Origin of the sequence: Geodermatophilus dictyosporus, from assembly GCF_900115505.1 — a bacterium.
Lineage (GTDB): Bacteria > Actinomycetota > Actinomycetes > Mycobacteriales > Geodermatophilaceae > Geodermatophilus > Geodermatophilus dictyosporus.
The window spans coordinates 484988-502526 of record NZ_FOWQ01000003.1 but is presented as its reverse complement, the minus strand read 5'-3'; the positions used below and the strand labels follow the sequence as shown (position 1 = coordinate 502526).

19 protein-coding genes are annotated in these 17539 nt (G+C 76.2%); 12 read left to right on the top strand and 7 right to left on the bottom strand.

Going from position 1 to position 17539, the window contains the following annotated elements; genetic code table 11:
- The first annotated feature begins 53 nt into the window (after nucleotides 1-53).
- Nucleotides 54-953: an SMP-30/gluconolactonase/LRE family protein gene (locus tag BMZ33_RS09685; protein WP_091109325.1), complete on the top strand. Its 900-nt coding sequence runs from the start codon at nucleotides 54-56 to the stop codon at nucleotides 951-953.
- Here BMZ33_RS09685 and BMZ33_RS09680 read toward each other — a convergent pair.
- From BMZ33_RS09680 to BMZ33_RS09670, 3 genes are all read right to left on the bottom strand, one after another.
- On the bottom strand, nucleotides 950-1810 hold the full coding sequence (locus BMZ33_RS09680; protein ID WP_091109849.1) for a tetratricopeptide repeat protein: 861 nt from the start codon (nucleotides 1808-1810) through the stop codon (nucleotides 950-952). The two genes, BMZ33_RS09685 and BMZ33_RS09680, sit on opposite strands and share 4 nt — an antisense overlap.
- A 97-nt stretch (nucleotides 1811-1907) precedes the next feature.
- Complete coding sequence (locus BMZ33_RS09675) at nucleotides 1908-3098, bottom strand: ABC transporter permease (protein ID WP_091109324.1); 1191 nt, start codon at nucleotides 3096-3098, stop codon at nucleotides 1908-1910.
- Nucleotides 3095-4021 carry an ABC transporter ATP-binding protein gene (locus BMZ33_RS09670; protein WP_091109323.1) on the bottom strand — a complete coding sequence of 309 codons (927 nt, stop codon included), beginning with the start codon at nucleotides 4019-4021 and terminating at the stop codon, nucleotides 3095-3097. Before BMZ33_RS09670 ends, BMZ33_RS09675 begins: the two co-directional genes overlap by 4 nt.
- Nucleotides 4022-4142: 121 nt before the next feature.
- Between BMZ33_RS09670 and BMZ33_RS09665 the strand changes: the two genes are divergently transcribed.
- Genes BMZ33_RS09665 through BMZ33_RS09655 form a run of 3 tightly spaced genes read left to right on the top strand, consistent with a single transcriptional unit; the run spans nucleotide 4143 to nucleotide 5679 of the window.
- On the top strand, nucleotides 4143-4511 hold the full coding sequence (locus BMZ33_RS09665; RefSeq protein WP_091109322.1) for a hypothetical protein: 369 nt from the start codon (nucleotides 4143-4145) through the stop codon (nucleotides 4509-4511).
- A gap of 45 nt (nucleotides 4512-4556) precedes the next feature.
- Complete coding sequence (locus BMZ33_RS09660; protein WP_091109321.1) at nucleotides 4557-5234, top strand: UdgX family uracil-DNA binding protein; 678 nt, start codon at nucleotides 4557-4559, stop codon at nucleotides 5232-5234.
- A 10-nt stretch (nucleotides 5235-5244) separates the two neighbouring features.
- Entirely contained in the window at nucleotides 5245-5679 is a 435-nt protein-coding gene (locus BMZ33_RS09655; protein WP_091109320.1) for an organic hydroperoxide resistance protein, read from the top strand.
- Here the strand turns inward: BMZ33_RS09655 and BMZ33_RS09650 are convergent.
- Complete coding sequence (locus BMZ33_RS09650; RefSeq protein WP_169064113.1) at nucleotides 5672-6937, bottom strand: MFS transporter; 1266 nt, start codon at nucleotides 6935-6937, stop codon at nucleotides 5672-5674. The two genes, BMZ33_RS09655 and BMZ33_RS09650, sit on opposite strands and share 8 nt — an antisense overlap.
- Nucleotides 6934-7581: a pyridoxamine 5'-phosphate oxidase gene (gene pdxH, locus BMZ33_RS09645; RefSeq protein WP_091109319.1), complete on the bottom strand. Its 648-nt coding sequence runs from the start codon at nucleotides 7579-7581 to the stop codon at nucleotides 6934-6936. Before pdxH ends, BMZ33_RS09650 begins: the two co-directional genes overlap by 4 nt.
- A 160-nt stretch (nucleotides 7582-7741) precedes the next feature.
- Between pdxH and BMZ33_RS09640 the strand changes: the two genes are divergently transcribed.
- A complete protein-coding gene (locus BMZ33_RS09640) occupies nucleotides 7742-8878 on the top strand; it encodes a citrate synthase 2 (protein ID WP_091109318.1) in 1137 nt (378 codons plus the stop codon).
- A gap of 81 nt (nucleotides 8879-8959) precedes the next feature.
- On the top strand, nucleotides 8960-10075 hold the full coding sequence (gene serC / locus BMZ33_RS09635) for a phosphoserine transaminase (RefSeq protein ID WP_091109317.1): 1116 nt from the start codon (nucleotides 8960-8962) through the stop codon (nucleotides 10073-10075).
- Between the two features lie 19 nt (nucleotides 10076-10094).
- On the opposite strand, the gene BMZ33_RS09630 is transcribed toward serC, so the two are convergent.
- Nucleotides 10095-11345, bottom strand: a complete 1251-nt coding sequence (locus BMZ33_RS09630) for an osmoprotectant NAGGN system M42 family peptidase (protein WP_091109316.1) — start codon at nucleotides 11343-11345, stop codon at nucleotides 10095-10097.
- Nucleotides 11346-11538: 193 nt separating this feature from the next.
- Here BMZ33_RS09630 and sepH point away from each other — a divergent pair, with 193 nt between their 5' ends.
- The gene (sepH, locus tag BMZ33_RS09625) at nucleotides 11539-12435 is read left to right on the top strand and encodes a septation protein SepH (protein WP_091109315.1); all 897 of its coding nucleotides are present in this window, start codon (nucleotides 11539-11541) and stop codon (nucleotides 12433-12435) included.
- A gap of 100 nt (nucleotides 12436-12535) precedes the next feature.
- Nucleotides 12536-13009 carry a YflT domain-containing protein gene (locus tag BMZ33_RS09620; RefSeq protein WP_091109314.1) on the top strand — a complete coding sequence of 158 codons (474 nt, stop codon included), beginning with the start codon at nucleotides 12536-12538 and terminating at the stop codon, nucleotides 13007-13009.
- On the opposite strand, the gene BMZ33_RS09615 is transcribed toward BMZ33_RS09620, so the two are convergent.
- Nucleotides 13006-13815, bottom strand: coding sequence for a TrmH family RNA methyltransferase (locus BMZ33_RS09615; RefSeq protein WP_091109313.1), 810 nt, complete (start codon nucleotides 13813-13815; stop codon nucleotides 13006-13008). The genes BMZ33_RS09620 and BMZ33_RS09615 overlap by 4 nt on opposite strands.
- A 50-nt stretch (nucleotides 13816-13865) precedes the next feature.
- Between BMZ33_RS09615 and BMZ33_RS09610 the strand changes: the two genes are divergently transcribed.
- The 4 genes from BMZ33_RS09610 to BMZ33_RS09595 all read left to right on the top strand — a co-directional run bounded on the left by BMZ33_RS09610 (nucleotide 13866) and on the right by BMZ33_RS09595 (nucleotide 17516).
- On the top strand, nucleotides 13866-14819 hold the full coding sequence (locus tag BMZ33_RS09610; RefSeq protein WP_169064112.1) for an NAD(P)/FAD-dependent oxidoreductase: 954 nt from the start codon (nucleotides 13866-13868) through the stop codon (nucleotides 14817-14819).
- Nucleotides 14819-15850 carry an ABC-2 transporter permease gene (locus BMZ33_RS09605; RefSeq protein ID WP_091109311.1) on the top strand — a complete coding sequence of 344 codons (1032 nt, stop codon included), beginning with the start codon at nucleotides 14819-14821 and terminating at the stop codon, nucleotides 15848-15850. The genes BMZ33_RS09610 and BMZ33_RS09605 overlap by 1 nt, the downstream gene beginning before the upstream one ends.
- 89 nt (nucleotides 15851-15939) lie before the next feature.
- Nucleotides 15940-16743 (top strand): ABC transporter ATP-binding protein, encoded by an 804-nt coding sequence (locus tag BMZ33_RS09600; RefSeq protein ID WP_091109310.1) that lies wholly within the window; start codon nucleotides 15940-15942, stop codon nucleotides 16741-16743.
- Nucleotides 16740-17516: an ABC transporter permease gene (locus BMZ33_RS09595; RefSeq protein WP_169064111.1), complete on the top strand. Its 777-nt coding sequence runs from the start codon at nucleotides 16740-16742 to the stop codon at nucleotides 17514-17516. Before BMZ33_RS09600 ends, BMZ33_RS09595 begins: the two co-directional genes overlap by 4 nt.
- Nucleotides 17517-17539 lie beyond the last annotated feature (23 nt).

Sequence of the window (17539 nt, the reverse complement as noted above, 5' to 3'; positions counted from 1 at the left end):
CGCAGTATCGACCGCTCGTGTGACGCGCAGGTGACACGGGCACAGCCCCTCGTGTGCTGACCCTGCGCGCCACCCCCGCCGCCCCCGAGCCCGCCGGCCACGGCGAGGGCCCGACCTGGGACGGCGAGCGCGCCGAGCTGCTGTGGGTGGACATCGGCGCCGGCCTGGTCCGGCGGGCCGCGCTCGACGGCGACCGGCTGACCGAGACCGGCGCGGCGCGGGCCGGCGACACCGTGGGTGTCGTCGTCCCGGCGGCGGCCGGCGGCTGGCTGGCCGGCGCGGGCGGCGGGTTCACCCACCTCGCCGCCGACGGCACCGCCCGCGTGCTGGTGGACCTGGCCGGCGAGGGCGGCAGCGAGGCCGACGGCGGCACCCGGATGAACGACGGCGCCTGCGACCGCGCGGGCCGCTTCTTCGCCGGGACCATGGCCTTCGACGAGCGCCCCGGCGCCGGCACCCTCTACCGGCTGGACACCGACGGCACCGTGACGACCGTGCTCGACGGGCTGACCGTCTCCAACGGCATCGGCTGGTCGCCCGACGAGCGCACCGTCTACCTGGCCGACTCCGGCCCCGGGCTGGTGCACGCCTCCGCCTACGACCCGGCCAGCGGGGCGTTCGGCGAGGGACGGGTGCTGCTGGAGACCGGCGGCCCCGACGGCGTCGCCGACGGGCTCACCGTCGACGACGAGGGCTGCCTCTGGACGGCGATGTGGGGTGGCGGGCAGGTGCGCCGCTGGTCACCGGAGGGCGAGCTGCTCGCCGTCGTCGAGGTGGGCGTGGCGCACACCTCCAGCTGCGCCTTCGCCGGCGACCTGCTGGTGATCAGCACCGCGCGCGGCGAGGCGGACGAACCCGAGGCGGGGCGGCTGTTCACCGTGCGGCCAGGCGTCTCCGGCCCGCCGGCCAACCCCTACCGCGGCCCGCTCACCGGGATCGAGCAGCGCCGCTAGCTCTCCTGGAGCAGCTTCAGCGCGGCGGCGGCGAGCCGGTCGCCGGCCTCCGCGCCGCGCTGGAACTCCTCGGCGGCACCGGCGAGGTCACCGCGGTCGGCGAGGAGCACGCCCAGGTTGTGGTGGCAGTAGACGTCGCCGGCCTGGATGCCGGCCCGGTAGGCCTCCTCGGCGGCCTCGTCGTCGCCGAGCTGCTCGCGGTAGAGGTTGCCCAGCGGCAGCCAGGCCACCTGCTCGCCCAGCTTGGCGCCGCGCTCGAGCACCGCGCGGGCCTCCTCCTCGCGGCCGGTCTCCAGCAGCAGCGCGGCGAGGTCGGCGCGGGCGGCCGGGAAGTGGCCGGCGCCGGCCCGCAGCCGCGGCTCCAGCGCCGGGTCCAGCGTGGCGCACCACCGCCAGCAGGCGGCCACGGCGTCGGCCTCGTCGTCCCCGGCGGCGGCCAGCTCCTCGGCGACGGCCAGCGCCTCCTCCCGCTCCCCCTGCTCGCGCAGCAGGAACGCCAGCTGCAGCCCGCCCTCGGTGTCGCCGACCTCGGCGGCGCCCCGGTAGGCGGCCATGGCCCCGGCCAGGTCGCCGAGCTGCTCGAGCACCAGCCCGAGGTTGCGCCAGGCGTCGGGCTCGCCGCCGGCCACCGCGACCCCGTAGGCGTCGGCGGCCTCGGACCAGCGCTGCTGCGCGGCGAGGCTGTTGCCCAGGTCGTAGTAGCCGGTGGCGTCGCCGAGCGCGGCGGCCCGGCGGAAGCACCACTCCGCGTCGGTCTGCCGGCCGGCGTCGGCCAGGTCGCAGCCCAGCTCGATGAGCTCGTCGGCGTCCTCGGAGGCCTGCAGCCGCCAGAGGCGCGCGTCCAGGTCCTCCGTCATGGCGCCGATGATGTCGGCCCTGACCTGCACACACGCCCTCCGTCGGGGTGAGGTCACCCCAACGTGTCCGGCGCTGCTCCGCGCGGGTGTCCCCCGCTCAGGCCCGGCCGGACCGCAGCGCCTCCCTGATCTTCGTCCTGCCGCTGGTGCGCAGCAGCGCGCCGGAGTAGACCCGCCCGCCCAGCCGCACCACCAGGGCGATGGCCACGAGCATGAGGACGACGGCGAGGCCCACCTCCCAGGCCGCCACCTCGCCGGCCGCCTGCCGCACCGGCATGACCATCGGCGAGAGCCCCGGCACGAACGACGTCACCACGGCCAGCGTCCCCGACGGGTTCGTCGCCGCCTGGATGGCGACGAAGAAGCCGACGAAGAGCACCAGCGACGCGGGGGTGAGCACGCTGGCGAGATCCTCCTGCCGGCTCACCAGCGAGGCGGCCACGGCGAACAGCGAGGCGAAGAGGGCGTAGCCGAGGAGGTACCAGAACAGCACCCAGCCGACCGTGCCGACGAGGTCGCCGGGGACGTCGACGACGTCGAAGGCCAGCGCCCCGCCTACCCCGATCACCGCGATGAGCGCGATCTGCGCCAGGCCGAGCGCGCCGAGGCCGAGGATCTTGCCGGCGAGCAACTGCCAGGGCCGCATGGTCGCCAGCAGCAGCTCCACCACCCGGCTGGACTTCTCCTCGACCACGCCCTGCGCGACGAACTGGCCGAACAGGATGATCAGGCTGTAGAGCAGCACCACGCCGACGATGGCGACGACGGTGCGCTGCTGGTCGGCCGCCGAGGTCTGGTCCAGCGCCGTGACGCTCACCTGCGGCAGGTCGCCGGGGGCGACGCCGGCCTCGGCCAGCACCCGGCCCAGCGCCACCGACGAGACCGCGCCGGAGACCAGCGCCTCCAGCGTCGAGTCGGACTCGCGGACCACGAGCTCGGGGTCGGGTCCGGTGCCGTCGAGCACCGCGGCGTCGACGTCCTCGGTCTCGACGGCGGTGCGGGCGGCGGCGCCGTCGGCCACGTCGACCACGGTGACGTCGAGACCGAGGACCTCGCCCTGCGCCTCCAGCGCCGGCCCCAGCGCGGCGGAGTCGCCGGTCACGCCGATGCGGCGCTCGTCGCTGCCGGAGCCGAGGACCACCTGGAAGACCAGGACGCCGAGGATGATCAGCAGCATCACCGCGGAGCTGATCAGGAAGGTCTTGTCACGCAGCCGGGTGGAGACCTCCCGGGCGGCGACCAGGCGGATCAGCGCACCGCTGCCCAGCGGGCTGCCCGGAGCACTCACGCGGCCACCTCCTCGCGGGCGGTCCGCTGCGCCGGGTCGGCGACGGCCTCGCGGAACAGCTCCACGAGCGTGGCCTCGCGCCAGGCGAAGTGGGTGACCCGGCCGGTGCGCAGCGCCGCGGCGAGCACCACCTGGTCGTCGGTGTCCTCGGCCAGCTCGAGCACCGTGTCGCCGGCCCGCTCGGACACCACCCGCACGCCGGGGACGGCGCCGGCCCAGCCGGGGGCGGCGTCGGGCGCGACCACCCGCAGCAGGCGGCCGGCCTCGCGGCGGCGCAGCTCCTCGACGGTGCCGCTGGCCACCATCCGGCCGCGGGCGAGGATGCCGACGGCGTCGCACAGCCGCTCGACGAGGTCCAGCTGGTGGCTGGAGAAGACGACCGGCACCCCGGCGCGGCACTGCTCGAGCAGCGCCTCGGCCAGCGCGTCGACGCCGACGGGGTCCAGGCCGGAGAACGGCTCGTCGAGGATGAGCACCTCGGGGCGGCTGACCAGCGCGGCGGCCAGCTGCACCCGCTGCTGGTTGCCCAGGGACAGCTCCTCGACCCGGGAGCGCCGGCGCTCGCCCAGGCCCAGCCGGCCGGCCCACTCCTCGGCGGCGCGCGCGGCGGCCGCGGCGTCCAGGCCGTGCAGCCGGGCGAAGTAGGTCAGCTGCTCGCCCACCCGCATCTTCGGGTAGAGCCCGCGCTCCTCCGGCATGTAGCCGACCCGGCGGCGCGACCCCTCGTCCAGCGGCCGGCCGCGCCAGCGGACCTCGCCGGAGTCGGGGCGGGCCAGGCCCATCGCGATGCGCATGGTCGTCGTCTTCCCGGCGCCGTTCGCGCCGCAGAAGCCGAACATCGAGCCGGGGGCGACGGTGAAGCCGACTCCCTCCAGCACGTGGTGGTCGCCGTAGCTCTTGTGGAGCCCGTCGAACTCGAGCACTGCTCCTCCGTCCGGATGTCCCCCGTGCGCGGCCGACGCTATCGGTCCCGACACCTCGCGGAACGGAACCGAGCCGGAACGGGCCGGGAACGGTCGGAGGCCGCCGCCACGGTCCGCCCCCGTGACCGCCGCGCCCGCGGTCGGGAGCCGGATCCCGGCCCGGTGCTGCGCGTGGTGGCGGCCGACCACGCGGTGCGGGCGTCGCTCGGGCTGGCGGCCGCGGCGCTGGCGCCGGCCCGGGCCGGGCACGGGCCTGTTCACCGCCTCGGTCGGCCCGCTGGTGCTCGGTCGCGGCCCGGCCACCCACCTGTCGCGCGCCCAGGCCGCCGTCGCGCTCGCGCAGAGCCTGCCGCTGCCGGCGGCCACCGGGCTGCTCGGCGGCCTCGCCGGCCGGGCGGGGGCGCCGGCCGCGCTGGCCGCGTGCGCCGCCGTCCTGGCGGTCGCGGCCGGTGCGGCGCCCGCCTCCCCGGCGCTGCGCGCGGTCCGCTGAGGGTCCCGCCTCGCGCGCCCGGCCGACCTGGGGTGTCATCGGGACATGAGCCAGGAGAACTCCCCCGCCGACCCGCCCTCGGGCGTGGGACTCGAGGGGCTGCGCGCCGCCGCGGCCGGCTGCCGCGCCTGCGAGCTGTGGGAGCCGGCCACCCAGACGGTGTTCGGCGAGGGGCCGGAGACGGCGCGGATCGTGTTCGTCGGCGAGCAGCCCGGCGACCAGGAGGACCGCAAGGGCGAGCCGTTCGTCGGTCCGGCCGGCCGGCTGCTGGACCGCGCGCTGGCCGACGCGGGGATCGAGCGCCGCGACGCGTACGTGACCAACGCCGTCAAGCACTTCCGCTTCACCCCGACGCCCAAGCGGCGGATCCACCAGTCGCCGGGCGCCGAGCACATCCGCGCCTGCCGGCCGTGGCTGGAGGCGGAGTTCGAGGTGCTCAAGCCCGAGGTGGTCGTCTGCCTGGGGGCGACGGCGGCCAAGGCGCTCATCTCGCCGTCGTTCCGGATCACCAAGGAGCGCGGGAAGCTGATGCCGTGGACGCCGCCGGGCGTCGCCCGCGCCGAGGCCGGCGTCGACGAGGCCGAGGAGGACGAGCCGGCGCAGACCTGGATGCTCGCCACCGCGCACCCCTCGGCGGTGCTGCGGGTACCCGACGAGGACCGCCCGAAGGCCTACGACGCGCTGGTCGCCGACCTGCGCGTGGTCGCCGGCGCCCTGGCCTGAGAGGACGACCGTGGACCGTCTCTACACCGCCGAGGCCACCGCCACCGGCGCCCGCACCGGGCACGTCGCCTGTCCCGACGGGCGGCTGGACCTGCAGCTGTCCCGCCCCGCCGAGATGGGTGGCGACGGCGGTCCGGGCACCAACCCCGAGCAGCTGTTCGCCGCCGGGTACGCGGCCTGCTTCCACAGCGCGATGCGCTTCTCGCTCCAGCACCTGGGCCTGTCCCCGTCGGCGCTGGAGGGCTCGTCGGTCACCGCCCAGGTGCACTTCCTGCGCGGCGGGTCCGGCGACTTCGGCCTGGCCGTCGACCTCACCGGCCACCTGCCGCAGCTCGACGAGGGGCAGGCGCGGGCGCTGATGGAGCGCACGCACACCGTCTGCCCCTACTCCCGGGCGACGACGGGCAACGTGGCGGTCGGCCTGCACGTCGCCCCGGCTACCTGAGGGCGCGCGACGCCCGGAAGTGCAGGAAGGACGGCACGGCCAGCGCGACGACCCCCATCGCGACCACCACCACGACGCCGCCGGACACCATCGCCGCGCTGACGCCGGCGGCGCTGGCCACCGCGCCGGCGCGCAGGTCGCCCAGCCGCGGGCCCCCGGCGACGACGACGAGGAACACCCCCTGCATCCGCCCGCGCATATCGTCGGGCGCGGCCGTCTGCAGCATCGACGAGCGCAGCACCGCGCTGACCATGTCGCCGGCCCCCGCCACCGCCAGGCAGACGACGGCCAGCCACAGGGTCGGCGCCAGCCCGAAGCCGATGATCGCCACCCCCCAGACGACGATGGCGGCCAGCACGACCGCCCCCTGCCGGTCGACCCGCGACACCCACCCCGAGGTCAGCCCCATGAGCAGCGCGCCGATCGAGATGCCGGCGTAGAGCCAGCCCAGGCTGTTCGCCGACTCCGCGTACCGCCCCTCGGCCAGCTCGGGGAACACCGCCTGCGGCCAGGCGAACAGCATCGCGACGACGTCGACGACGAAGGTCATCAGCAGCACCGGCTGGGTGCGCAGGAAGGCGAAGCCCTCCCCCACCCCGCGCAGCGCCGCCCCGAGCCGCAGCGGCCCGGTGCGCCCGCCCGGCGGCAGCGGCGGCAGTCCGCGCACCACGTACGCGGCGAAGGCGAGGGTTGCCGCGTCGACGGCGTAGGCGAGGAACAGGTCGCCGGCGCCGATGAGCACGCCGGCCAGCAGCGGCCCGACGATGACGCCGGCCTGCCGGACGGTCATGGCCAGCGCGTTGGCCGCCGGCACCCCCTCGGTGCCCACCAGCGCCGGGATGACGGCGCTGCGGGCGGGCTGGTTGACCGCGGTGAGCCCCGAGACGGCGGCGGTCAGCAGCCACAGCAGCGCCAGGTTCCCACCCCCGGGCAGCAGCGCCTGCAGCGCCAGCAGCGCGCTGGTGACCGCCGACCCGACTCCGGTGACCAGCATCAGCCGGCGCCGGTCCATGGCGTCGGCGATGGCACCGCCGAGCAGGCCGAACACCACCAGGGGCACCAGCGCGACGACGGAGGTGACGCCCACCAGCAGCGAGTCGCGGGTGAGCGCGTAGACCTGGAACGGGACGGCGACCAGCGTCATCTGCTGGCCGATCATCGTGGCCGTCAGGCCCCAGAACAGCCGCCGGTACCCCGGGTTGCGCAGCGGGCTGGTGTCGATCGCCCAGCCGCGGCGGGCAGCGGGGTCCCTCCTCACGGGGCCAGCCGCTGCAGCACCCAGCCGCCGCCCTCCTCGTCGTCGCGGACGAAGCGCAGCCGGTCGTGCAGCCGGCCCGGGCCGCCCTGCCAGAACTCGACGCTGGCGGGCACCACCCGGTAGCCGCCCCAGGTCGGCGGCCGCGGCACCTTCTCCGTCGTCGTCCCCTCGTCGAGGAGGCGCACCCGGTCGGTCAGCTCCTCGCGGGAGTCGACGACGGTCGACTGGACCGAGGCGACCGCGGCGAGCTGCGCCTCGCGCGGGCGGGGGTCCCACAGGCCGTCGGAGGCGCCGTCGCCGATGCGCTCGACCCGGCCGGTCACCCGCACCTGGCGCTGCAGCGCGTGCCACGGGAAGACCAGCGCCGCCCGCGGGTTGGCCGCCAGCTGCGCGCCCTTGGTCGAGGCGTAACTGGTGCCGAAGACGAAGCCCGCCTCGTCGTAGCCCTTGAGCAGCACGATGCGCGCGTCGGGGGCGCCGTCGGCGTCGGCGGTGGCGACCACGACCGCGTTGGGGTCGGGCAGGTCGGCGGCGACGACGTCACGGAACCAGCGGTCGAACTGCTCGAGCCAGGTCGGGGCGAGGTCCTCCTCGCGCAGGCCCGGTCGGTCGTAGTCCCTGCGCATGCGGGAGAGGTCGGGCACCCGACCATGCTGACACCGCGGCACCGGGCGGGTCCGGGTGGCCGTGTCACCGGAGGCTGCCCCGCCTGTCACCGGGGCGGGCGGACGGCCTAGATTCGCCCTGCAGTCGTGCGCCGTGGCCTGAGCGCGCACGAGGATCGCGCGCAGAGGAGCATGCGAGATGGCCGACGACTTCGTACCCGGCCTCGAGGGCGTCATCGCCTTCGAGACCACGATCGCCGAGCCCGACAAGGACGGCGGCGCGCTGCGCTACCGCGGGGTCGACATCGAGGACCTGGTCGGCAAGATCACCTTCGGTAACGTCTGGGCGCTGCTGGTCGACGGCAAGTTCGGCCCCGGCCTGCCCCCGGCCGAGCCGTTCCCGATCCCGGTGCACAGCGGGGACGTCCGCGTCGACGTGCAGGCCGCGCTGGCGATGCTGGCGCCGTTCTGGGGCTACCGCCCGCTGCTCGACATCAGCGACGAGGAGGCCCGCGACCAGCTGGCCCGCGCCGCGGTCATGGCGCTGTCCTACGTCGCCCAGTCCGCGCGCGGCATCGGCACCCCGGCGGTGCCCCAGAGCCGCATCGACGAGGCCGCGACCATCGTCGAGCGCTTCATGGTCCGCTGGCGCGGCGAGCCCGACCCCCGCCACGTCGCCGCCGTCGACGCCTACTGGACGTCGGCGGCCGAGCACGGCATGAACGCCTCGACGTTCACCGCCCGCGTCATCGCCTCCACCGGCGCTGACGTGGCCGCCGCGATGTCGGGCGCCATCGGCGCCATGTCGGGCCCGCTGCACGGCGGCGCGCCCTCCCGGGTGCTGCACATGCTCGACGGCGTCGAGCAGGCCGAGAACGCCGAGAAGTACGTCAAGGACCTGCTCGACCGCGGCGAGCGGCTGATGGGCTTCGGTCACCGCGTCTACCGCGCCGAGGACCCGCGCGCCCGCGTGCTGCGCAAGGCCGCCCAGGAGCTCGGCGCACCGCGCTTCGAGGCCGCACTGGCCCTGGAGCAGGCCGCGCTGAAGGAGCTGCGCGAGCGGCGCCCGGACCGGCCGATCGAGACCAACGTCGAGTTCTGGGCGGCGATCGTGCTCGACTTCGCCGAGGTGCCCAGCCACATGTTCACCTCGATGTTCACCTGTGCCCGCACCGCCGGCTGGTGCGCGCACATCCTGGAGCAGAAGCAGACCGGCCGCCTCGTGCGCCCCTCGGCCCGCTACGTCGGCCCCGAGGCGCGCAGGCCCGAGGACGTCGACGGCTTCGACACCATCACCGTCAAGGCCATCAACGAGGCTGCCCCCAGCCCCGCCTGAACCGCCGGCACGACGGCCCGGGCCCGCGACCGCGGACCCGGGCCGTCGCCGTCCGACCCCGCACCGAGAGGCACGTCGCACATGACCATCCAGATCCCCGCCGAGCTCCTGCCCGCCGACGGCCGGTTCGGGTGCGGCCCGTCGAAGGTGCGCCCCGAGGCGCTGCGGGCGCTGGCCTCCGACGGCGCCGCGGTCATGGGCACCTCGCACCGCCAGGCGCCGGTCAAGGGGCTCGTCCGGCAGGTGCGCGAGGGGCTGACCCAGCTGTTCGACCTGCCCGAGGGCTACGAGGTCGTCCTGGGCAACGGCGGCAGCACCGCCTTCTGGGACGCCGCGGCGTTCGGCCTGATCCGGCGCCGCAGCGCGCACGGCACCTACGGGGAGTTCTCCGCCAAGTTCGCCGCCGGGGTGGCCGAGGTGCCCTTCCTCGAGGAGCCGGTCGTGGCCGGCGCCGCGCCGGGCTCCCTGGCGCTGCCCAGGGGCGAGCGCGGCGTCGACGCCTACGCCTGGGCGCACAACGAGACCTCGACCGGCGTCATGGCACCCGTCGTCCGCCCCCGACACGCCGACGACGACGCGCTGGTGCTCGTCGACGCCACCAGTGGCGCCGGCGGCCTGCCGGTCGACGTCGCACAGACCGACGCGTACTACTTCGCCCCGCAGAAGTCCTTCGCCGCCGACGGCGGCCTGTGGATCGCGCTGATGAGCCCGGCCGCGCTGGAGCGGGTGGCCGAGATCAAGGCCGCCGGGCGGTGGATCCCCGGCTTCTTCGACCTGTCGGTCGCGATCGACAACTCCACCAAGGACCAGACCTACAACACCCCGGCCGTCGCCACGCTGTTCCTGCTCGCCGACCAGGTCCGCTGGATGCTGGGCCTCGGCGGTCTGTCGGGCACGGTGGCGCGCAGCCAGGACTCGGCGCACCGGCTCTACGGCTGGGCGGAGAAGTCCTCCTACGCGACGCCGTTCGTGACCGACCCCGACCAGCGCAGCCTCGTCGTCGGGACGATCGACTTCGACCCGTCGGTCGACGCGGCGACGCTGGCGAAGACGCTGCGGGCCAACGGCGTCGTCGACGTCGAGCCCTACCGCAAGCTCGGCCGCAACCAGCTGCGGGTGGGCATGTTCCCCGCCGTCGACCCCGACGACGTCAGCGCGCTGACCGCCTGCATCGACTTCGTCGTCGAGCGCCTGTGAGCGAGCGGGCCCGCTCGCCTCAGCGGGCCTGCTCGCCGTCGGCGGGCTGGACGGCGGTGCTCGGGAAGTCGCTCAGGTCGCCGGTGGGACGGCGGTCCCAGCTGCGGAACGTGAGGTCGGTCTGCAGGTAGAGCGCCACCAGCTCCGCGGTGCTGCGGATGCCGTCGAGGTGGGTGCGCTCGTTGCCGTGGCTGCCGTCGATGCCGAAGCCGATCAGCGCGGCGCGGGTGTTGGCCCCGGCCTCCAGCGCCGACGCCGCGTCGGAGCGGTAGTACTTGTAGACGTCGCGCCGGTGCGGCACCTCGTGCACCCGGCACAGGTCGATCAGGTGCCGGGTCAGGTGGTAGTCGAAGGGCCCGGTCGAGTCCTGCATCGCGATGTTGACGCACTGCTCGGAGGACGCCTGGCCCGGCGCGACCACCGAGGTGTCGATCGAGACGAGCTCGGCGACGTCGGCGTCCAGGCCGTGGCTGGCCCCCAGGCCCACCTCCTCGGCGATGGTGACCAGCAGGTGCGCGGTCACCGGCACCTCGACGCCGTGGTCGACGATCGCCTTGAACGCGCCCAGCGCGGCCGCGATCCCGGCCTTGTCGTCGAGGTGCCGCGAGTTGACGAACCCGCTGCCGGTGATCACCGGCTGGGCGTCGATCGCGACGAAGTCGCCCACCTGGATGCCGCGGCGCTCGAGGTCGGCCCGGCTGTGCACCACCTCGTCGACGCGGACCTCCACGAAGTCCCAGCCCACGCCCTGCTCGTCGACCTCGTCGCCGTAGCGGTGCCCGCTGGCCTTGATCGGCAGGATCGTGCCGGTGTGCCAGTAGTCGCCGGAGACGTCGTCGCTGAAGATCGTCACCCGCGCGCCCTCGGCGAAGCGGGCGCTGTGCGTGCCGACCGGGACGATCGCCAGCCGGCCGTTGTCCTTGAGCTGGCTGACCATGCAGCCGATCGTGTCGGCGTGCACGACCACGGTGCGGTCGGCACCCGGCGAGCGGCTCGGCAGCTCGGCGATCAGCGCCCCGCGGCGGGTCACCTCGAAGTCCAGGCCCAGGTCGCGCAGCTCGCCGCCGATGAGCTGCATGACGTGGTCGGTGCGGCCCGAGGGGCTGGGGATGGTGAGCAGTTCCATCATCACGCGCTGGACGTAGTCCATGTCGATGGGCAGGCGCTTCTGGCCCGCGTCGACCGGGGAGGGCAGGAAGCGCTCGTTGGGCTCGACGTCATCGAGGGTGTCGTCGCGGACGAGGCCGTCGTCCCGGGGACCGGTCAGCATGGACGTCGAGTCTAGGAGCGCCCGCCGCGACGGCCGGCCGGCCCCCGGCGCCGTCCGCCGCGCCCCTTCCGGGCCGCCACGCCGCGCGACGTGCAGCGCGGCCCCCGTGCGCGCGGATAGCCTCGCGCGTGGCCCGCTGTCCCCCGGGCCGGTCCCGCCCCGCCGTCGACAAGCCCCGTCCGAGGAGGTCACCGTGCGCACCCTGCGCCTCGTGGGCCTGTCCGACGACGGCCGGAGCCTGCTGCTCGCCCTCGAGGGCGCCGACGGCGAGGAGGAGCGGTTCGCGCTGCCGGTCGACGACCGGCTGCGCGCGGCCGCCCGCGGGGACGCCCGCCGGCTGGGCCAGATCGAGGTCGACAGCGCCCTGTCGCCCCGGGTCATCCAGCAGCGCATCCGCGCCGGCGAGACGCCCGAGCAGGTGGCCGCGGCCTCGGGCACCCGGGTCGAGCGGATCATGCGCTTCGCCCACCCGGTGCTGCAGGAGCGACAGCGCATCGCCGAGCAGGCGCGCGAGGCCCGGGTGCGGCTGTCGGAGGGCACGCCCGGCGTCGCCCTGCAGCAGTTCCTCGCCGAGCGGCTGCGGCTGCTCGGCGCCGACCTCGACGCCGTCCGCTGGGACGCCGCCCGGGCCGACGACGGCACCTGGGTGGTCAGCGCCGCCTGGCGGGCCGGCGCCAAGGAGGGCACCACCTCCTGGGCCTACGACCTGCCGGCCCGCACCGTCAGCCCGCTCGACGCGGCGACCCGCGACTTCGCCGAGGGCACCCGGCTGGTGCGGGTGGTCCCCGGCGTGCCGGCCGAGCGCCCGGGCCTGCCGCTGCACCGCAGCGCCGCCGTCCCGGACCGGGCCGCGGCGCCCGACCGCGCCGCCCCCGAGCGGACGCCGACCGGCGAGCGGGCCGTGCCACCCGCCGGGCCGCCCGCCGAGCCGGCCGCCGCCCGGCGCGCCGTCGTCCCCGACGACGAGGACGTCTCCGAGCACGACACCGTCGTGCTGCGCCCCGGGGAGACCGACGGCGAGGACGAGGACCCCCGCGCCCGCGTCCCCGCGTGGGAGGACATCGTCTTCGGGGTGCGCCGCAACCACTGACCCCGCCGCGGTGTGACCGACCGGACGTGTCCCACCGAGACGCCCGGGTACCCCTCCTGCGAACGCACGAGCACACGCACGCGCGGGAGTGGAGCGAGTCATGTCGATGTCGGTGTCGATGCCGCTGGGCGGCGTCCAGGTGGGGACCTACGAGAGCTACCAGCAGGCGCAGGCCGCGGTGGACCACCTCTCCGACGAGAAGTTCCCCGTCGAGAACGTCACGATCATCGGGTCGGACCTCCGGATGGTCGAGCGGGTGACCGGCCGGCTGACCTGGGGCCGGGCGATCGGCGCCGGCGCGGCCAGCGGCGCCTGGTGGGGTCTGTTCGTCGGCCTGCTGCTGGGCATCTTCGCGCCCAGCGGCACGAGCTGGGTCAGCTCGGTCCTGACCGGCCTGCTGATCGGTCTGCTCTTCGGCGCGCTGTTCGGCGCCATGGGCTACGCGGCCACCCGGGGGCAGCGCGACTTCACCAGCGTCTCGCAGGTCGTCGCCAGCCGGTACGAGGTCATGTGCGCTCCCCCGCAGGCCGAGCAGGCCCGGGAGATCCTGGCCCGCTGGTCGCTGCGCAACTAGCGCAGGGTCGCGAAGGCCACCGCCGCGGCGGCGGCGACCCCGAGCGAGTCGACGCCGGCCCGCATCGGGATCCGGGCGCGCACCCGCGCCGCCGCCTGCGCCTCCGGGGTGAGGCCCGGCCCCTCGGCGCCCAGCAGCACCGCCGTGCGCGGGTGCGCGCGCGGGTCGACGTCGGCGAGGTCGACGGCGTCCGGGGCCGGGGTGAGCGCGACGGTGAGGTAGCCGGCGTCGTGCAGCCGCGCCAGCCCGCCGGGCCAGTCGGCCAGGACGGCGAACGGCAGCGCGAGCACGTGGCCCATCGACACCCGCACCGCCCGCCGGTACAGCGGGTCGGCGCAGCGGGGGTCGAGCAGCAGCCCGTCGACGCCGAGGGCCACCGCCGAGCGGGCGATTGAGCCCAGGTTCTCGGCGTCGTTGAGCGCCTCGAGCACCGCCAGCCGCCGGGGCGCGGCCGGGTCGGGGCCGGCCAGCAGCGCGTCGACGCCGGCCGGTGCACGGCGGTCGGCGGAGGCGAGCACCCCGCGGGTGAGCCGGAACCCGATGAGCTCCGACAGCACCCACTTGTCCATCTCGTAGGCCGCCACGCCCTCGGGCAGGTCGAGCTGCGCCAGCCGCCCGGGGACGCCGAGCACCGCGCGCACCCGGTAGGGCGAGGCCAGCAACCGCTGCACCGCCGGTACGCCCTCGACGACCACCGGGCCGGTGCCCCGCTCCCGCCCCGCCGGCCGGTCGCCGGCGTGCAGGTCGCGGAAGTCGGCGACCCGCGGGTCGGCCGGGTCGTCGATCGGGACGGGGACGGCGGGCACGTGCCGATCCTCCCCGAGCGCCGGTGCCGCCCTGCCCGCAGGATCCAGTGGTGCCCAACAGAACCGTCGTCGTCGGGGCCGGCATCGCCGGCGTGGCCTGCGCCCGGGCGCTCGCCGCGGCCGGCGCGCCCGTGCAGGTCCTCGACCGCGGCCGCCGCCCCGGAGGGCGGATGGCCTCCCGCACCCTCTCCGGCCGGGTCACCGACCTCGGCGCCTCGTACCTGACCGCCGCCGACGGCTCCCCGTTCGCCGCCGTGGTCGCCGACTGGGTGTCCCGCGGCCTGGCCCGCCCCTGGACCGACACCTTCGCCGTCGCCGGGTCCGGCGGCGTCGAGCGCACCACCAGCGGGCCCGTGCGCTACGCCGCCCCCGGCGGGCTGCGCTCGCTGGTGGCCGACCTCGCCGAGGGCCTCGACGTCGCGCAGGAACGGACGGTGCGCCGGGTGGAGGCCGGCCCGCGGGTGGACGGCGAGGACGCGCCCGCCGTCGTCCTGGCCCTGCCTGACCCGCAGGCGCGGCGGCTGCTGCCCGCCGACCTCGCCGGCCGGCTGCTCGGCGAGCGGGAGTGGCGGCCGAGCCTCTCCGTCGCCCTCGGCTGGGACGAGCGGCGCTGGCCGGCCGACCTGCACGGCGCCTTCGTGCACGACCCGGTGCTCGAGTGGGTGGCCGACGACGGCGACCGGCGCGGCGACGGCGCGCCGGTCCTGGTGGCGCACACGACGTCGGACACGGCCGCGGCGCACCTCGACGACCCCGACGCCGCCGCCCCCGCGGTCGCCGAGGCCGTGCGGCGGGTGCTCGGCATCGACGCGGCGCCGTCCTGGACGCACGTGCACCGCTGGACCTTCGCCCGGCCGGCGGACCCGCGGGAGGAGCCGTTCGGCCGCGTCGACGGGGTGGCCGCGTGCGGCGACGGCTGGCGGGCGCCGTCGAAGGTGGAGAGCGCCTGGACCTCCGGCCACCTGCTCGGCACCGAGCTCGGCGCCGAGCTGGGGAGCCGCTGATGCCGGGCGGGCTCGCGCCGCCCCCGGGCCCGGCCGACCAGGCGGCCGAGGAGGAGCGCTCCGCCGGGTCTCCGGCGAAGGCGGGCCTGCGCGGCATCGTCCTGCCGGCCCTCGTGGCGGTGCTGGTCGGCTGCCTCCACCTGGTCGTCCAGCTGTCGATCTCCACCACCGCGACGCCGCGCGACCTGCCGGTCGGCGTGGCCGGCACCGCCGAGCAGGTCGACCGGGTGCGGGCCCAGGTGGAGGAGGCCCAGCCCGGCGCCCTGCGCCTGGTCGCGCTGCCGGACGCCGCCGCGGCCGAGCAGGCGGTGCGCCGCGACGAGGTCCGCGGCGCCCTCGTGCTCGACGGGCCCGCGCCGCAGCTGCTGACCGCCGGCGCCCACGGCCAGGGCGTCACCGAGACGCTCACCCTCGCCTTCACCCCGGTCGCCCAGCAGGCCGGGCAGCAGCTCGCCGTCACCGACGTGGTCCCCCTGACGGCGCAGGACACCCGCGGGCGGGCCCTGGACTCCACCGCCTTCGCCGTCGTCCTCGGCGGCTTCCTCTTCGGGATCACCAGCTACCAGGTGGCGCCCCAGCTCGCGCTGCGGCTGCGCCTGGCCAGCTCCGGGCTGTTCGCGGTGGCGGCCGGTGCCACCGGGGCCCTGCTCAGCGGAGCGGTCTTCGACGCGGTGCCGGGGACGGCCTGGACCGTCGGCGGGCTGGTGGCCCTGCTGGCGCTCGCGTCCGGCGCCTTCGCGGCCCTGACCCTGCGGCTGCTCGGCGGCGTGGGCACCTTCGCGGCCACCGCGGTGCTGCTCGTCCTCGGCGCGGCGACCAGCACCGGGAGCGACCCCGCGGAGTACCTGCCGGGGTGGGCGGCGCCGCTGGCCTCGGTCCTGCCCCCGGGCGTGGCCGTCCAGGGCCTGCGCGACGCGGTGTACTTCACCGGCGGCGGGGTGCTGCGCGCCGTCGTCGTCCTGGCGCTCTGGGCGGCGGTGCCCTTCCTCGTCATCGCCGGCGCCGACGCCGTCGCCCGCCGCCACGGCTGACCTCTCCCGGGACGGGGTCCGACGACCCCGTTGACAACTCGTCTAGCGTTGAGTTCATCAGGCGTTGAGTTCTCTCCCAGGAGGTCCCCATGACCGACGCCGTCACCGTCACCGACCTGGTCGTCGACCGCGGGCGCCGGCGGGTGCTGCCCGGGTTGTCCTGCACGGTCCCGGCCGGCCGGGTCACCGGCCTGCTCGGCCCCAGCGGCAGCGGCAAGACGACGCTGATGCGCGCGCTGGTGGGCGTGCAGCAGGTCCGCTCCGGCACGGTCACCGTGCTCGGCGAGCCGGCCGGCAGCCCCGGCCTCCGCTCGCGGGTGGGCTACGTGACCCAGGCGCCGAGCGTCTACCCCGACCTGACCGTGCGGGAGAACGCCCGCCACTTCGCCGCGCTGTACGGCCGCGGAGCCCGGGCGGCCGACGACGCCCTCGAGGCCGTCGGGCTGACCGGCGCCGCCGGGCAGCTGGTCGCCGACCTCTCCGGCGGCCAGCGCGGTCGGGCGTCGCTCGCCTGCGCGCTGGTGGGCGAGCCCGAGCTGCTCGTCCTCGACGAGCCGACCGTGGGACTGGACCCGGTGCTGCGGGTGGAGCTCTGGGAGCGGTTCCACGCACTGGCCGCGGCCGGCACCACGCTGGTCGTCTCCAGCCACGTCATGGACGAGGCCGGCCGCTGCGACCGGCTGCTGCTGCTGCGCCAGGGCCGCCTGCTCGCCGACTCCACGCCCGCGCAGCTGCGGGCCGACTCGGGCACCGACGACCTCGAGGAGTCCTTCCTCCGCCTGGTGCGGGCACAGCAGGAGGTGGACGCGAGCGGACAGGGACGTGAGCATCGCAGGGAGGAACGAGCGAGGAGCGGAGCGTCCCGCGGGAGCGAGCAGGTGAGCCGAGCGTGAGCACCGCGACCGCCGTCCTGAGCCCCCGGCTGACCGCCGCCACCACCGGGCGGGTGCTGCGGCAGCTGCGCCACGACCACCGCACCATCGCGATGATGGTGCTGCTGCCCAGCCTGCTGCTGGGGCTGCTGTACCTGCTCTGGCGCGACGTCCCGGCCCCGCCCGGTCAGCCCGGGGTGTTCGACCGGGTCGGGCTGACGATGCTCGGCGTCTTCCCGTTCGTGGTGATGTTCCTGGTGACCAGCATCGCGATGCTGCGGGAGCGCACCTCGGGCACGCTCGAGCGGCTGCTCACCACCCCGCTGTCGCGGCTGGACCTGCTGCTGGGCTACGGCGCCGCGTTCGGCCTGGCCGCCGCGGTGCAGGCGGTGGTCACGGTGACCGTCGCGACCACCCTCTACGACCTCGACGTGGCCGGCTCGCTGTGGCTGGTCGTGCTCATCGCCGTCGTCGACGCCGTCCTCGGGGTGGCGCTGGGGCTGCTGGCCAGCGCCTTCGCCCGCAGCGAGTTCCAGGCGGTGCAGTTCATGCCGGTGGTCGTGCTCCCGCAGTTCTTCCTCTGCGGGCTGCTGGTGCCGCGCGAGCAGATGGCCGGCTGGCTGCAGGCGGTCAGCGACGTGCTGCCGCTGACCTACGCCGTGGAGGCCCTGCAGGAGGTCGGGCGGTCGGCGGCGGAGACCGGCACGATGTGGACCGACGTCGGCGTGGTGGCCGGCGCGGCCGTGCTGGCCCTGGCGCTGGCGGCGGCGACCCTGCGGAGGAGGACCAGCTGACGACGGCACGGCGGCCGGGACGG

Excerpts from the sequence above, each read along its gene's own strand:
- BMZ33_RS09680 (WP_091109849.1), bottom strand. The coding sequence starts at position 1,810 with ATGACGGAGGACCTGGACGCGCGCCTCTGGCGGCTGCAGGCCTCCGAG.
- BMZ33_RS09660 (WP_091109321.1), top strand. The coding sequence starts at position 4,557 with ATGAGCCAGGAGAACTCCCCCGCCGACCCGCCCTCGGGCGTGGGACTC.
- BMZ33_RS09640 (WP_091109318.1), top strand. The coding sequence starts at position 7,742 with ATGGCCGACGACTTCGTACCCGGCCTCGAGGGCGTCATCGCCTTCGAG.
- serC (WP_091109317.1), top strand. The coding sequence starts at position 8,960 with ATGACCATCCAGATCCCCGCCGAGCTCCTGCCCGCCGACGGCCGGTTC.
- BMZ33_RS09630 (WP_091109316.1), bottom strand. The coding sequence starts at position 11,345 with ATGCTGACCGGTCCCCGGGACGACGGCCTCGTCCGCGACGACACCCTC.
- BMZ33_RS09620 (WP_091109314.1), top strand. The coding sequence starts at position 12,536 with ATGTCGATGTCGGTGTCGATGCCGCTGGGCGGCGTCCAGGTGGGGACC.
- BMZ33_RS09605 (WP_091109311.1), top strand. The coding sequence starts at position 14,819 with ATGCCGGGCGGGCTCGCGCCGCCCCCGGGCCCGGCCGACCAGGCGGCC.
- BMZ33_RS09600 (WP_091109310.1), top strand. The coding sequence starts at position 15,940 with ATGACCGACGCCGTCACCGTCACCGACCTGGTCGTCGACCGCGGGCGC.